Source organism: Kribbella polygonati (genome assembly GCF_050320105.1).
Lineage (GTDB): Bacteria > Actinomycetota > Actinomycetes > Propionibacteriales > Kribbellaceae > Kribbella.
The window spans coordinates 5,693,654-5,706,993 of sequence record NZ_CP190129.1 but is presented as its reverse complement, the minus strand read 5'-3'; the positions used below and the strand labels follow the sequence as shown (position 1 = coordinate 5,706,993).

15 protein-coding genes and 3 tRNA genes are annotated in these 13,340 nt (G+C 69.2%); 7 read left to right on the top strand and 11 right to left on the bottom strand.

What is annotated here, in order from left to right; translation table 11 throughout:
• The first annotated feature begins 106 nt into the window (after positions 1–106).
• Entirely contained in the window at positions 107–1,138 is a 1,032-nt protein-coding gene (locus ACQHIV_RS26960; RefSeq protein ID WP_427886274.1) for a serine hydrolase domain-containing protein, read from the top strand.
• 107 nt (positions 1,139–1,245) lie between these two features.
• Complete coding sequence (locus ACQHIV_RS26955; RefSeq protein WP_427886272.1) at positions 1,246–1,719, top strand: N-acetyltransferase family protein; 474 nt, start codon at positions 1,246–1,248, stop codon at positions 1,717–1,719.
• Here the strand turns inward: ACQHIV_RS26955 and ACQHIV_RS26950 are convergent.
• A complete protein-coding gene (locus tag ACQHIV_RS26950) occupies positions 1,672–2,871 on the bottom strand; it encodes a hypothetical protein (RefSeq protein WP_427886271.1) in 1,200 nt (399 codons plus the stop codon). The two genes, ACQHIV_RS26955 and ACQHIV_RS26950, sit on opposite strands and share 48 nt — an antisense overlap.
• A complete protein-coding gene (locus ACQHIV_RS26945) occupies positions 2,868–4,001 on the bottom strand; it encodes a hypothetical protein (RefSeq protein WP_427886270.1) in 1,134 nt (377 codons plus the stop codon). Before ACQHIV_RS26945 ends, ACQHIV_RS26950 begins: the two co-directional genes overlap by 4 nt.
• A gap of 495 nt (positions 4,002–4,496) precedes the next feature.
• On the opposite strand from ACQHIV_RS26945, the gene ACQHIV_RS26940 reads away from it, so the two are divergent.
• The gene (locus ACQHIV_RS26940; protein ID WP_427886268.1) at positions 4,497–5,243 is read left to right on the top strand and encodes a phosphotransferase family protein; all 747 of its coding nucleotides are present in this window, start codon (positions 4,497–4,499) and stop codon (positions 5,241–5,243) included.
• On the opposite strand, the gene ACQHIV_RS26935 is transcribed toward ACQHIV_RS26940, so the two are convergent.
• The 4 genes from ACQHIV_RS26935 to ACQHIV_RS26920 all read right to left on the bottom strand — a co-directional run bounded on the left by ACQHIV_RS26935 (position 5,226) and on the right by ACQHIV_RS26920 (position 6,087).
• On the bottom strand, positions 5,226–5,594 hold the full coding sequence (locus ACQHIV_RS26935) for a hypothetical protein (RefSeq protein ID WP_427886266.1): 369 nt from the start codon (positions 5,592–5,594) through the stop codon (positions 5,226–5,228). The two genes, ACQHIV_RS26940 and ACQHIV_RS26935, sit on opposite strands and share 18 nt — an antisense overlap.
• Before the next feature lie 163 nt (positions 5,595–5,757).
• Positions 5,758–5,833: transfer RNA gene (locus tag ACQHIV_RS26930), tRNA-Phe, on the bottom strand.
• A gap of 46 nt (positions 5,834–5,879) precedes the next feature.
• Positions 5,880–5,956, bottom strand: a tRNA-Asp gene (locus ACQHIV_RS26925).
• A 58-nt stretch (positions 5,957–6,014) separates the two neighbouring features.
• Positions 6,015–6,087 (bottom strand) — tRNA-Glu (locus ACQHIV_RS26920).
• Positions 6,088–6,171: 84 nt separating this feature from the next.
• Here ACQHIV_RS26920 and ACQHIV_RS26915 point away from each other — a divergent pair.
• The 3 genes from ACQHIV_RS26915 (at position 6,172) to ACQHIV_RS26905 (ending at position 8,238) form a co-directional block, all read left to right on the top strand.
• Positions 6,172–6,522: a metallopeptidase family protein gene (locus tag ACQHIV_RS26915; protein ID WP_344188598.1), complete on the top strand. Its 351-nt coding sequence runs from the start codon at positions 6,172–6,174 to the stop codon at positions 6,520–6,522.
• A gap of 88 nt (positions 6,523–6,610) precedes the next feature.
• A complete protein-coding gene (locus tag ACQHIV_RS26910; protein ID WP_427886264.1) occupies positions 6,611–7,597 on the top strand; it encodes a hypothetical protein in 987 nt (328 codons plus the stop codon).
• Entirely contained in the window at positions 7,597–8,238 is a 642-nt protein-coding gene (locus ACQHIV_RS26905; protein ID WP_427886262.1) for a hypothetical protein, read from the top strand. The genes ACQHIV_RS26910 and ACQHIV_RS26905 overlap by 1 nt, the downstream gene beginning before the upstream one ends.
• On the opposite strand, the gene ACQHIV_RS26900 is transcribed toward ACQHIV_RS26905, so the two are convergent.
• Positions 8,235–8,963 carry a polyprenol monophosphomannose synthase gene (locus tag ACQHIV_RS26900; protein WP_427886260.1) on the bottom strand — a complete coding sequence of 243 codons (729 nt, stop codon included), beginning with the start codon at positions 8,961–8,963 and terminating at the stop codon, positions 8,235–8,237. The two genes, ACQHIV_RS26905 and ACQHIV_RS26900, sit on opposite strands and share 4 nt — an antisense overlap.
• Positions 8,964–9,026: 63 nt before the next feature.
• Positions 9,027–9,410 (bottom strand): STAS domain-containing protein, encoded by a 384-nt coding sequence (locus ACQHIV_RS26895; protein ID WP_427886258.1) that lies wholly within the window; start codon positions 9,408–9,410, stop codon positions 9,027–9,029.
• A 201-nt stretch (positions 9,411–9,611) separates the two neighbouring features.
• Between ACQHIV_RS26895 and ACQHIV_RS26890 the strand changes: the two genes are divergently transcribed.
• A complete protein-coding gene (locus ACQHIV_RS26890) occupies positions 9,612–10,349 on the top strand; it encodes a DNA alkylation repair protein (RefSeq protein ID WP_427896563.1) in 738 nt (245 codons plus the stop codon).
• Here the strand turns inward: ACQHIV_RS26890 and ACQHIV_RS26885 are convergent.
• The 3 genes from ACQHIV_RS26885 to ACQHIV_RS26875 are packed head-to-tail and all read right to left on the bottom strand — an operon-like array spanning position 10,283 to position 13,302.
• Positions 10,283–11,110, bottom strand: a complete 828-nt coding sequence (locus ACQHIV_RS26885; RefSeq protein ID WP_427886256.1) for a CPBP family glutamic-type intramembrane protease — start codon at positions 11,108–11,110, stop codon at positions 10,283–10,285. The two genes, ACQHIV_RS26890 and ACQHIV_RS26885, sit on opposite strands and share 67 nt — an antisense overlap.
• 36 nt (positions 11,111–11,146) lie before the next feature.
• A complete protein-coding gene (locus tag ACQHIV_RS26880; protein ID WP_427886254.1) occupies positions 11,147–12,613 on the bottom strand; it encodes an MFS transporter in 1,467 nt (488 codons plus the stop codon).
• A 5-nt stretch (positions 12,614–12,618) separates the two neighbouring features.
• The gene (locus ACQHIV_RS26875) at positions 12,619–13,302 is read right to left on the bottom strand and encodes a hypothetical protein (RefSeq protein ID WP_427886252.1); all 684 of its coding nucleotides are present in this window, start codon (positions 13,300–13,302) and stop codon (positions 12,619–12,621) included.
• Positions 13,303–13,340 lie beyond the last annotated feature (38 nt).

The following is a 13,340-nucleotide window of genomic DNA, read 5'->3' as shown; positions in this document are numbered from 1 at the left end:
CTGGACGACTGGGTGGAACGCGTAGTCGCTTTACGGGGTGATCCCTGATGCTCACGGGGTCCGGAGCCGGTTGGGTTGAGGCAACGGACCTTGTGAGGAGATGGCGATGCTGGTGGCGTTGGTAACTGCTGGAGTCTTGGCCGCGGTTCCGTCCGGAGGTCTGCCGGACGTGAAGGCGATCGGGGCGGTGGCTGAAGTACGGGACGGCGGGCACGTGTGGCGGGGGAGCAGCGGGGTGGCGGAGCTGGGGACGTCCCGCCCGGTTCCGGTGGCGGGGCGGTTCCGGGCCGGGAGTATCACCAAGACGTTCGTCGCCACCGTCGTACTGCAACTCGTCGGTGAAGGACGGATGCGGCTGGACGACCCGGTCGAGCGCTGGCTGCCCGGCGTCGTACCGAACGGCGAGAACATCACCGTCCGCCAGCTGCTCAACCACACGAGCGGGCTGTACGACTACAAGAACACGCTCGCGATGCCGCCGAACGCCGAGTTCTACACGTACCAGTTCCGCACCTGGACCGCGGCCGAGCAGATCCAGCGGGCGCTTGCGCATCCGCCGGTGTTCGACAAGCCCGGGTCGCAGTTCAACTACTCGAACACGAACTACCTGCTGCTCGGCGAGATCATCGAGAAGGTCACCGGGCAGACGTACGGCGAGCAGGTCGAGCGCCGCCTGATCCGGCCGCTCGGCCTGCACGGTACGACGATGCCGGGCACGTCGACGTACATCCGGGGAGCGCACCTGCACGGGTACGTCCCGAAGGACGGCGGGCTGGTCGACTTCACCGAGATGAACCCGTCGCTGTTCGGCGCCGGCGGCGAGCTGATCTCGACCACGCGCGACCTGAACCGGTTCTTCGCCGCGTTGCTCGGCGGCCGACTGCTCCCGGCGCTGCTGCTCGCCGAGATGAAGACGCCCGGGACGGAGGGCGGCACGTACGGGCTCGGGCTGTCGTGGCACGACACCTCCTGCAAGGTGCGGGTGTACGGCAACGACGGCGACGCGCTCGCGTACCAGGCGTACTCGTACGCCACCGAGGACACCCGGCGGCAGGTCACCGTTGCCGTCACACCCGACTTCAGGACCAACCCGGACGCCTCCGTCGACGCGTTCGTGGACCGGGCGATCTGCCGCTGACACTGGTCACCCCGTGTGACATTGCCGGCGGGACGGTTTGGTGATCGGGCGAAACGGCGACACTGGTATGGATGCTGTGCTGCCATCTCCCGAAGGGGTCCGGGACCTTGGAACTCGCCATGCTCGGTGCCGACGACTGGCCGATCGCCCGAGAGGTACGCCTCCGGGCCCTCAAGGACTCACCGTCGGCGTACCTCGCCGACTACGAGGACGAGGTGACCGTCGGTGAGGACGGCTGGCGGGAACGCTTCACCCGGATGCACTGGGTCGTCGCCCGCGACACCGCCCGCGTCGTCGGCATGGCAAGCTCCGTCCGCGTCCCGGGCCGCCCGCCGTACGAACGCCACATCGAGGCGGTCTGGGTGGACCCGCGGTACCGCCGCAACGGCGTACTGCGGGCCATCCTCGCCCAACTCGCCACCGCCGAACCCGCGGTCACCGAATGGCGAGTCTGGGTCCTGGACACCAACACCGTCGCCCGCCACGTCTACGACCACCTCGGCTTCACCCCCACCGGCGAACGCCAACTCCTCTCAGACGGCTCCGGCCGCCGCGAGATCCGCCTGCGATTCGGTGCGTAGCCCGTACCCGCAGGAGACCCAGTTCGTCAGCCGCAGCTGGCTCAACGCGTCTTCCTTGCGCTGCCCCGACGGGAGGTTGGCGAGCATCTTCTGCCAGAGCTCCTCGTCCTCCTGCCAGGCCTTGATGAACTCCACGCACAGGCTCGACGAGCTGCGGTGCGCCCACGTCTCGGCGGTCTCCAGCGACCGGACGATGCGCGGGAAGTCCTTCTCGTCGATCGACGCCTTCGCGCGCCGCACGGCGGCGAGGGTGTCCTCGATCGTCTTCAGCCGGATGCCGCGGAAGCGGTCCCAGTACGACGGTTCCATCGCCAGCCGGAGCTGCTCCTCGAACGGCAGGCCGGGCTGGCTCTCGAACGCCGCGTAGAGCCCCTCGGCGAGCAGGTCGCCGAACTCCTCGCGGGCGGCGCGCTGCGGATCGGCGAACGGTTCGTACGCGAGCTGCCGGACCTCGCCGATCTTCGGGATCGCCCGCCGGGCGGCGTACCGCGCGAAGAAGAACCAGTCCTCGTTGTAGATGTCGGCGAAGAAAGACAGCTCCGGGCTCTGCAGATCGACACCGAGGACAGCGCCGCTGACGAACACGTCCTGAGGCCCGACCTTGCCGCGCGCATGGCAGACCACCGAGTTGTCGGGGAACTCGCGGCTGGCCATCGACGCGACCGGGTACCGGTCGAGGTAACCGGTCAGCCGCCTGACGTCCCCGGACTTCAGGCTGCGGATGTCGTCGTCGACGAACAGGATCTTGTTCCAGCCGCGCAACCGGCCGTACAGCAGGCCGAGGTTGCGTTTCGCGCTGAGGTCGCTGGACCGGTTGGCCGAGGCTTCCCGGAACTTGGGCGCCGAGGTCTTCGGGACGGGGCACGGTGGGCGGTAGCCCTCCGGCACCTGAATGACCAGCGCCTCGGCGTACAGCGTGCTCTTCACTCGTTCGACGACCTTGTCCTGCAGCGCCTCACGGCTGCAGAGGACGACGAGCGGCACGCGCAGGTCGGCCGCCAGCGTGATCACGGGCTGCAGCTCGGATGCCCGGCGCGCGGCCGGTACGACGATCGCGTCGAGCTTGCTGCTCGCGGCCGGAGCCGCCGGAGCGGAACCGTCGCAGAGCAGGCCCGCGTGGGACGACTGGATTTGTCGGGATCTGCGGCTCATTCGGTGTCGTCCTCCGGTGACCATTCGTACAGTCGGTTCTCCTCGATCTCGAGGTCCGGCGTGACGGCCTCGCCGTTCACCACCGGGACGCGCATCAGCAGACCGAAGACGCCGCCCGGGAACCGGTTGGCCAGGTACGTCTCGTTGCGCTCGCGGACCGCGTCGTCGGTGAGCATCCGGACCGCGCCCAGGACACCGCGGCTGTAGACGCCGTTGCAGATCGTGATGGTCCGGCTGTGGTTGAACGGGTTGGGCAGCCGGGCGAACAACGCCACGTCCTCGACGAGTTCACGCGGCTTGTCGCCCCGCCACACGTCCTGCGTCTGGTCCGCCTCGAGGTCGGCCGTCGACGGCGCGCCGTCCTCCTCGGGGTCGAAGTCCTTACGCTCCTCCCACACCGGCCGGTACTCCTGGCCGTCGCGGGACCGGAAGATCTCGCCGTCGACCAGATCCGGCACCGACAGCTGCCGGATCGGCAGGTTGTCGAGCACCCGCAGCAGCCGGCTCGTCACCCGGTTCCAGGCGATGCCGCCGACCAGGATCATGTGGCCGGACAGGTGGTCCGCGCTCACCTCGGACGGCAGCCGGTGCCGGACCCGGAGCTCCGGGTTGGAGGCGCGCACGTGGCCCCACATCTCGATCAGCGCGTCGAGGTCGGCGTACCGGTAGAGCTTGGTGAAGTTCGGGTTGTCCGGGTCGGCGAGCGACGACCGGCCGTCCTCCGGGATCTCCGGGCAGATCAGGGTGATGCGGCCGGATTCGAAGTCGAAGGTGTAGGAGCCGCTGGAGGTGGGGGTGCCGGTCTGGTGGTGCCGGATGTCGTCGCGGAGGCCGACGAGTTCGCGGTGCAGGGCGCCGAAGCGTTCGCGTTCGGCGGTGTTCAGTTCCTGTTCGCGGGGGACGCGGTCGGGGACGACCGTCATCGCGAACAGCAGCGCGTACGAGCGCAGCCGCTCTTCCGGGGGCAGCTTCGGGTTGGACTGCGACTCCCAGGAACTGATCGTCGCGACGGCGACGCGGACCTCGCCGGCGCTCAACGCGTTCGACAGGTCCTTCTGGGTCAGTCGCTCGGATTCCCGAAGGTCCCGGAGTCGCCTGGCGAGTCGTACGGCCTCTGGAGAGGGGGCCACTCTCACTCCCGAAATGGTCGACCAAACAGCGGAGGCGGCGGATCGGCTGATCGTACACCCGGCTCTACCCGACTTCACCGAGCCCCACTGTAGTGCGGCGTCCGAGGGTCGCTCGTACGTCGTGCCGTTCGTGGACCGGCGGGCATTCGGCCGGAGATCGCTCACCCCTTGTTCCTGACAAACTGGCGATCGACCCTGGTTACACCGTAGCTCTACCGTAGTACCGAAGTCGACCTGAAGCCAACTGAAGTCATGGCGACGCGCGGACAGATCGAAAATCACGGCAGCTGTCCGGCCCGCCGACGGCCGCGGCCGCACGACGGGACCTCCGGCGCAGCGTGATGAGGTTGACGGCCTCGTTCCGCTCAGCGCACCACGGACCGTCGTACGACCCCGATAATCGGATGCCGGCGCGAACTGCCTGTGACAAGCCGTTCAGCCAGAACCCTTGAATTCCTTCGCATTCCGGACGGTCCCCCGTCATAGTGGTGATCCGTGAGCGAGGTCCGAGTCGTCGTCGCCCATGCCGAGCGCGCGACCTTGCGCGTCGACGACATGTTCCTGAAGGTCGACCCCGACCAGGCGCGGATCGACCGCGAGGTCGAGGCCATGACGCTGGCGCCGGTGCCGACTCCGACCATCCTGTGGCGCAAGCCACCCGTCCTTGCACTGTCGGCTTTGTCCGGATCGGTGCTCGGCCGCATTGGTCAGCCGTCGACCGCGTCCCCCGAAGCCTGGGCCGCAGCAGGCGCCGCCCTCCGCCGCCTCCACGACGTACCCGCGCCACCCTGGCCAGGCCGCGCCGGCCGCTCTGCCGACGAACTGACGACTGACCTCGACCGCGAATGCGAGTGGCTGATCACCAACGGCGTACTCCCCGCCGCCCTCGTCACCCGCAACCACGACCTAGCCGAGTCCGCCCTCCGCCCCTGGACCCCAGCCTTCACCCACGGCGACCTCCACATCGCCCACGTCTTCGCCGAGGGCAACCAACTCACCGGCGTCCTCGACTGGTCCGAAGCCGGCGGCGGCGATCCCCTCTACGATCTGGCCAGCCTGACAGTCGCCCACCAGGACCACCTCCACGACGTACTCACCGGCTACGGCACACCCGTCGACCTCGACGTGATCCACGCCTGGTGGTCCCTGCGCACCCTGCTGGCAGTCCACTGGCTACTCGACCACGGCTACAACCCATCCACCCCCGGCGGTGCTGTCGACGTACTAAAAGCCCAGCTCTAGCAGGCCGATCCACGGATGGCTGTCGCCCTTCGTCTCCGCAAGCACCCGCGCCAACCACCCACGAGCTTCAGCAGTCAGGTGCGGCACCGTCGCCTCGAAGTCCGCCTGATCCTTCGGCCGAGTCTGCAGCCCCTTGAACAGCAACACGAGCTCCGGCCGCAGGTACGGGATCCCATCGGCGGTGTGGGCGATCGCGTCGTCGTACGGCCGATGGATCTTGCGATCGAGCGAACAGATCCAGTTCGCCCCGTCGTCAGGCACGCGCATCACGTCAACACACCACAGCCCCGTCGAAGGATCGCGCGCCATCGTCTGCTGATACTCGAAGTACGCCGCACCAGCGCTATCCACAGGCCAGAACCCCTCGCGACCCGCCACGAAGAATTCGTACGCAGACAACCGCTCGCGAATCAGACCGAAGTCCCCCAGGGAGTAGCAATCTCCAGATCCTCGTGCTCACGAGTCTGCCGCCTGCGGACAAAGAAAATCCCTCCCCGTGAATGGAGAGGGTTTGTGGTGGTCAGGGGCGGTCTCGAACCGCCGACCTTCCGCTTTTCAGGCGGACGCTCTACCAGCTGAGCTACCTGACCGGGGAGAAAGTTTGGCGGCGGTGTTGTGGACACCGCCGCCTTCTCCTGGCGACCCAGACGGGACTCGAACCCGCGACCTCCGCCGTGACAGGGCGGCACGCTAACCAACTGCGCCACTGGGCCTTGCGACTCGATGATCGTACAGCATCTTCGAGCTAGGTTTTGCATCGGCCTTCGGCCGTATCCCCAACGGGATTCGAACCCGCGTTACCGCCTTGAAAGGGCAGCGTCCTAGGCCACTAGACGATGGGGACTCGGACCCGCGGGAGCCGAAGCTCCAGGGACAGCCGTAAGCATAGAGGAGACCGCGCCAGCTTCCAAAACGAGATACTGGTGGGGTGATCGAGATGAGCCGGGCCGCGTTCGAGGGGCTGGTCGCGCAGGCGCTGGACGAGGTTCCGGAGGAGCTGGCGGGGCTGATCGACAACGTGGCGGTGTTCGTGGAGGACGAGCCGCCGGCGGGAGATCCGGAGCTGCTCGGGATCTACGAGGGGATCCCGCTGACCGAGCGCGGGCACTACTACGGCGGGGTCCTGCCGGACCGGATCACGATCTACCGGAACCCGACGCTGAAGATCTGCGAGACCGTCGACGACGTGGTGGAAGAGGTGCACATCACAGTCGTCCACGAGATCGCCCACCACTTCGGTATCGACGACGCCCGGCTGCACGAGCTCGGCTACGGGTAGGCCGGGCGGCCGGAGTGGGGTAGCCTCGGCGCGGCCGGGTCGGGGTCCGGTACAGCTCACTATTTGAACGATCTAGCGAGGCTTCGCCATGAGCGATCCCCAACCGCCCGCCTGGAACCCGCAGGACCGCCCGTCCCAGCCGTACGACGGCCCGCCGCACACCGCGCCGTTGTCGCAGTACGGCCGGCCGCCGTCGCAGCAGGGCCACCCGCAGTACGGCAACCAGCCGCAGGGCCACCCGCAGTACGGCTACCAGCACTACGGCAATCAGCAGTACGGGAACCAGCCGTACGGCGCCCCTCCCCAGTACGGCGTGCAACCGCAGTACCCCGGGAGCCAACCGCCGCCGCGCAAGCCCAAGCGCCCCTGGCTCCCGATCGGTGCCGGTGCGGTGGTGCTCGTCCTGGTGGCCGGGGTCGTCGCGTTCGTCGCAACCCGTGGTGGGGACGACACCGCCGGCGCCGGCCTCCCGACCGCGACGTACTCCGACGCCGTGACCACCCCGAGCGCCGACCCGGCCACCGAGCCCCCGACCCCGGCGTACACCCAGTCCGCCACGCCGGCACCGGAGCCGACGCCGGCCCCGGAGCGGCGGAGGACGCTGAAGGACATCGACACCGGGCTCCTGGTGTACGACGACGTCTACGTGCAGCCGGTCAAGGGCTGGCGAAAGCTCTACGCGACGAAGTCCACGATGACGCTCGGGCCTGCGAGCAAGGGGGCGATCATGCTCGTCGTCGTCAACCCTGTCGGCTATCCGGCCGCCAAGACCGTGCCGATCATCGTCCGCGACGTCATCGGTCTGGACAAGCTGACCGGAGTCGTGAAGGGGCCGGTCAAGACGCTTCCGCCGGCCAATTCGAACATTCAGAGCCAGGCTCAGATGTCGTATTCCGGGCGGCTGCGGCAGAACGGCGCTTCAGTCTCGCTGACTGCCAGGTGTACGACCATGACCGGCGTGGAGTCGGTGCACAACGTGACCGTCTCCGTCTGTGTCGAGGCTCGCACGGATCTCACGGGTACGGCGTTCCGCGACGCCGACCGGATGCTCGCGTCCGTGGCGCGGTCGATCTGATGCGGGTCCGGGCCGTGGTGCTCTCCGGTGGACTGGCTGTCCTGCTGGTCGGCCTGTTCGCGGCGGCCGGTCAGCTGACGCCCAGGGCTGAGCCCGTGCCGGAGAGCAGGGCGCGGTTCAACGACCCGAGGCCGGCGCAGGTGACGCCGTCACGCAACCCGCGGCGGGAGCCGGACGTGGACCGGGGCCGGCCGATCAGTGACGGGGTCTTCATCGAGGTTGCGGACGGCTGGAAGCGGGTGAGCAGCGGCCCCTTCACGCTCGCGCTGGTCTCGTGGGAGCGTGGCGCCGCGTTCGTGCTCACCGGGTCGACCCGCCCGGTGACGTCGGTCCCGCTGTTGCGCCCCGACGCCGAGGGGTTCGCGCAGACGATGGAGCTGTACGGCGTCCGGATCGGCCGGGTCCACCCGCTGCCGGCGCCGAACCGGAACATCGTCGAGGCCGCGGCGATCAGTTTCACGGGGCTGCGCAAGCTGGACGACGTGACGTACTCGCTGAGTGGCGAATGCGTCCGGTTGCGGGGCGCCGCGGACACCAACGACGTCAGCGTGAGCATCTGCTGGTCGGCGTACGTGCAGGACCTCGGGACGGTGCGTCCCGAGGCCCAGCGGATGATCGCGTCGGTGGCTCGGTCGATCTAGGAGCGGCCGAACAGCAGCTTCCACGGCATCAGGGCCGACTCGAGCTGCACCTTGAGCGACATCTTCGAGACGCCCTCGGTGCGCTCCTCGAACCGGATCGGCGTTTCGGCGATCTTGAGGCCGCGTTTGACCGTCCGGTAGTTCATCTCGACCTGGAACGAGTACCCGTTGCTGGCGATCGACGCCACGTCGATCCAGCGGAGGGTGTCAGCCTTCCAGGCCTTGAAGCCGGCGGTGGCGTCCTTCACGTGCAGGCGCAGGATCGCGTTCACGTAGAAGTTCGCCCAGGCGGACAGCGCCCGGCGGTGCCAGCCCCACTCGGCCGCGGCGGAGCCGCCGGGGACGTAGCGGGAGCCGATCACGACGCCGGCGTCGGTGGTCCGCAGCAGCTCGACCATGGTCGGGACGACCGAGGCGGGGTGCGACAGGTCGGCGTCCATCTGGATGACGATGTCGGCACCCTCGTCGAGCGCGCGGGTGATCCCGGCGACGTACGCGCGGCCGAGGCCGTCCTTCACCGTCCGGTGCAGTACGCCGACCTTCTCCGGCGACTTCTTCGCCAGCTCGTCGGCGACGTCGCCCGTACCGTCGGGCGAGTTGTCGTCGACGACCAGAAGCTCCAGGCCGGGCAGGTTGAGGTCGGACAGCAGTCCGGCCAGCACAGGCAGGTTGTCCCGCTCGTTGTAGGTCGGTACGACGACCACGATCTTGGCTAGCTCACCCATGACTTTCCTTCGTCGGAGACACCGGAGGCTACCGCACCCGGTGGCCTCGAAGGTTCAACGACCTCAGAAGTCCGCAAGTGCCTCGGCGGCGGTGCCGTAGATCCGGAACTGTCCGCCGAGCCCGGTGACGCTGAGTGGACGGTCGACCGGGCGGCCGACGCCGACCAGCGCGAGCGTGATGTCGTGCTGCCCGGCGAGGTTGCGGGCCTCGACCAGGTTGCCGAGGCCGGCGGAGCTGCAGAACGTGACCGCGGACAGGTCGATCAGCACCCGCCGGACCGGCGGCGCGACCGCGGCGCGGATCGCCTCGGCGGCGAACTCGGTGCTGGCGATGTCGATCTCCCCGGACATCCGGACCAGCAGGACGCCCGGTTCCAGTTCGACCGTGACAGCGTCGAACGTGGTCTTGATCATGTCGCCGCCCCGCGGCTCTGGCTGGCTTGTCACGCGGGTGTCTCCCCCGGGGTAGCGCCACGAACGCGGGTCCTGGCGGAACGGAACTGCCCTGCCCCCACACCGTATGCCTGATCGCGCAGGCGTCACAACGGGTCTCACGACGATGGAACCCGGAGCGTGACCTGGCGGACCTGAGAGTGGTGGTAAACAAGGCGGTATGGGCGTTCTCGACAGGGTCGGAGGGATGCCGGTCTGAGTACGACGCAACTGCTCGCCGACGTCGACGCGGCCGCCGACCCGGCAGCCGCGGAGCTGCTCGCGCGCTACTTCAAGCTCGGCCCCGGGGAGTACGGGTACGGCGACCGGATGATCGGCGTCAAGCTGTCCACGATCCGCGGCATCCTCAAGCCGTACCTGCGGGCGGGCCTCCCGCTCGACGACCTCGAGCAGGCCCTGACCAGCCCGGTCCACGAGCACCGCCTGACGATCCTCTGCCTGCTGGCCGACCGCGCTACCCAGGCACTCAAGCCGCGTACGGCGGACCCGGACGAGCTGCGGGCGCTGTACGAGATCTACCTGCGCAACACGGCGTACATCAACAACTGGGACCTGGTGGACTGCAGTGCCCCGCAGGTCGTCGGCGGGTACCTGCTCGACAAGCCGCGCGACCCGCTGTACGAACTCGTCCGCTCGACGTCCCTCTGGGAACGGCGGGTCGCGCTGGTCGCCACGCAGTACCTGATTAACCAGGGCCAGACCGCCGACACCTACAAGCTGTCCGCCCAGGTGCTGGACGACCGGGAGGACCTCATCCACAAGGCGTCCGGGTGGATGCTCCGCGAGGCCGGGAAGCGCGTCGACGAGACCGAGCTACGGGCGTTCCTCGACCGGTACGCCGGCCGGATGCCGAGGACCATGCTCCGCTACGCCATCGAGCGGCTCGACCCGGCCAGCCGGCGGCGGTACCTCGACGTACCGAGAATCCGGTAGGTAATTGCCGCGAGCAACAAATAGCCGGGGATCAGCAGTAGTACGTCGGGACTCGCCAGGTCGGCCGACCAGCCCGCCTCCCGGGCCGCCCCGTCGAGGCTGATCCGGTTGACGGTGAGGAACGTGAGGTGCGTGCCGATGCTCGTCCACAACGACCCGGTCGCCTGCCGGGCCGCGATCAGTGTGAACCCGAAGATCGTCAGCAGGATCGGGTACGACACCGGATCCTGACCCGCGGGGACGAGGCGGATCGTGTCCGGTGACGCGGTCAGGATCGCCTGTACGACGGTCGAAAGCCCCGGCACGAGCAGGAACAGGAACGTCGTACCGACGGCCGCGATCGCCCCGCGGTAGCGCGAACGCAGCGCCGTCCAGGTGTGCCCGCGGAGACAGATCTCCTCCGGGAACGCCTCGAGCAGCGTGGCGATCACCGCGTTCGTGATCACGAAGACGAGCACGTCGCCGAGGTGGAAGCGGCCCCAGGAGATCCACCCGGCAAGGGTGCCGAGCCCGAGAACGGCGATCGCGCTGCCGCCGGTGACGGCCACCCCGGTGCCGAAGCCGCGCAGCCCCTGCACCAGCCCGAGTTCGGTCCGCCGGCGGAGCGGCCGGATCAGCAGGACGGCGACCAGCGCGCAGACCGCCGCCGGTACGTAGCGGTTGCCGATCCGTTCCGAGACCGCTCCCGCGGCGCCGAGCGCGACCCCCATCGCGATCGCCCCGAACGCCGCCCTGCCCCAGACCCGCACCGGTTTTGACACGATCGTATCTTAAACCGGGGGGAACAAGTCGACAAATCAGTTCTTGCTGTCCGCGTACGGCGGGGCCTCCAGCGCGCAGTGCGGGTGGTGGTGCACGAGACCGGGCCGGACGCGTTCGCCGAGCGTGAACCAGGCGATCGCGCCGCCGGCCGCGGCCAGTACGGCGGAGATCACCAGCGCGTTGCCGAAGCCGTTGTGGAAGGCAACCGGATCGCGGTACGCGTCACCGGTGATGCCGGCCGCCATCGGGATCGCGGCGACCGCCATCAGCTGCGCCGACCGGGCGACCGCGTTGTTCACCCCGGACGCGATCCCCGCGTGGTGGTCCGCGACCGACGACAGCACGGTCGCGGTCAGCGGCGCCACGGTCGACACGAGCCCGAGCCCGAGCAGTACGACGGCCGGCAGTACGGCGGTCACGTAGCCGGAGTTGGTGTCGATCCGCAGCATCAGCAGGAACCCGCCCGCCATCAGCAGCGGCCCGACGGTCATCGGGATGCGGGCGCCGATCCGGTCCGACAGTCCGCCGGCGTACCCGGACAGGCCGAGCATCAGCGCGGTCATCGGCAGCAGCGACGCGCCGGCCCAGAGCGCCGAGTAGTGCAGCGCCGTCTGCAGGTACACCACGACCAGGAACGTCGCCGTACCGAGGGCGCCGTACACGACGACCGTGACCAGGTTCGCGCCGGTGAAGCGGCGGTTGGCGAAGATGCCGAGCGGCAGCATCGGATGCGAGCCGCGGCGCTCGGCCTCGACGAACCCGGCGAACGCGAGCAGGCCGATCGCCAGGCTGACCAGGATCACCGGGTCGCCGAAGCCGTGGTCGCCGGCGCTGATCAGGCCGTACGTGAGTCCGGCCAGCCCGACGGTCGCGAGGATCGCGCCGGTGAAGTCGAGCTTGCCGCCGGCCTCCTCGTCGCGGGTCTCCGGCACATGCCGCAGCGTCACCAGGACGGTGACCAGCGCGAGCGGCGCGTTGATCAGGAAGATCAGCTGCCAGTACCCGCTGTCGACCAGCGTGCCGCCGACGAACGGGCCGACGGCCGCGGCGACCGACGTCAGGCCGGACCAGGTGCCGACCGCCTTGCCGCGGTCGGAGTGCCGGAACGTGGTCTGCAGGATCGCCAGGCTGCCCGGCGTCAGCAGCGCGCCGCCGATGCCCTGCAGGACCCGGCCGGCGATCATCACCTGGAGGTTCGGCGCGAACGCACACAGCACCGAGGCCGCCGCGAACCAGATCACGCCGACGACGAACGTCCGCCGCCGGCCGAGCCGGTCACCGAGCGAACCGCTGAGCAGCACCAGCGAGGCGAGCATCAGCATGTACCCGTTCACGATCCACTGCAGGCCCGCCATGTCGGCGTTCAGGTCCTTGCCCATCGCGGGCAGTGCGACGTTCACGACCGTCCCGTCCAGGAACGCCATCCCCGACCCGAGCGCCGTCGCGGCCAGCACCCAGCGACCGCGGGCCGTGCCGAGCGCGATCTGCCCTTCAGTACTCATGCACCTCAGCGTGGCAGATCGAGCTGCAGGACCACGAGAGCCTTTCCTGCCGGGATGCCTGGTTCGATCGCGAGGTGCGGTGGATCGCCGACGGCGCAGCGCGGCTCGGGGAGCAGCGGGCAGACGGCGTTCAGCAGCCCGCTCGTCACCGTGACGTCGGTCGGCAGCGACCCGTCGGCGCTCGCGGTCAGCGGTCGGACCACCGCGCCCGCCCGGGGCGACCGGGACGGGGTGGCCAGTACGGCCGACCCGGACAGCCGGTACGTCAACCGGATCCGGGTCGCGGCGGCGATCAGCGGGATGTAGTCGGGCCCGTCGAGCGTGGTCTCCGTGAGTGGTACCGACTGGTCGTCGGCGATCACGTTCAGATTCGTCACCTGCGGATTCGTCGGCGACATCAGGCCGGGCAGCTGGGCGCCGGACGCGGGCAGCTGCAACTGCAGCACGTCCGTGGCCGCGGACAGCCGCAGATCCTCGGTCATGTCGAACGAGCCGTCCGAGCGCGGTACGACGGTGAGCCCGACCCCCGGCGTGGTGGATCCGGTCGCCGTCGGCGATGCGGCCGGGCGTGCGCTGTCCAGTCCGGGACTCGGCGCCGTCGGTACGGCGGAACCGCCCGAACAGGCGGCGGCCGCGCCGTACCCCAGCAACAGCGCGACCGCCGTCAGACTCCGGACCGCTGTCCGCATCTGGACCGGCACCCCCCGGATATCAGACCCGTGCGTCC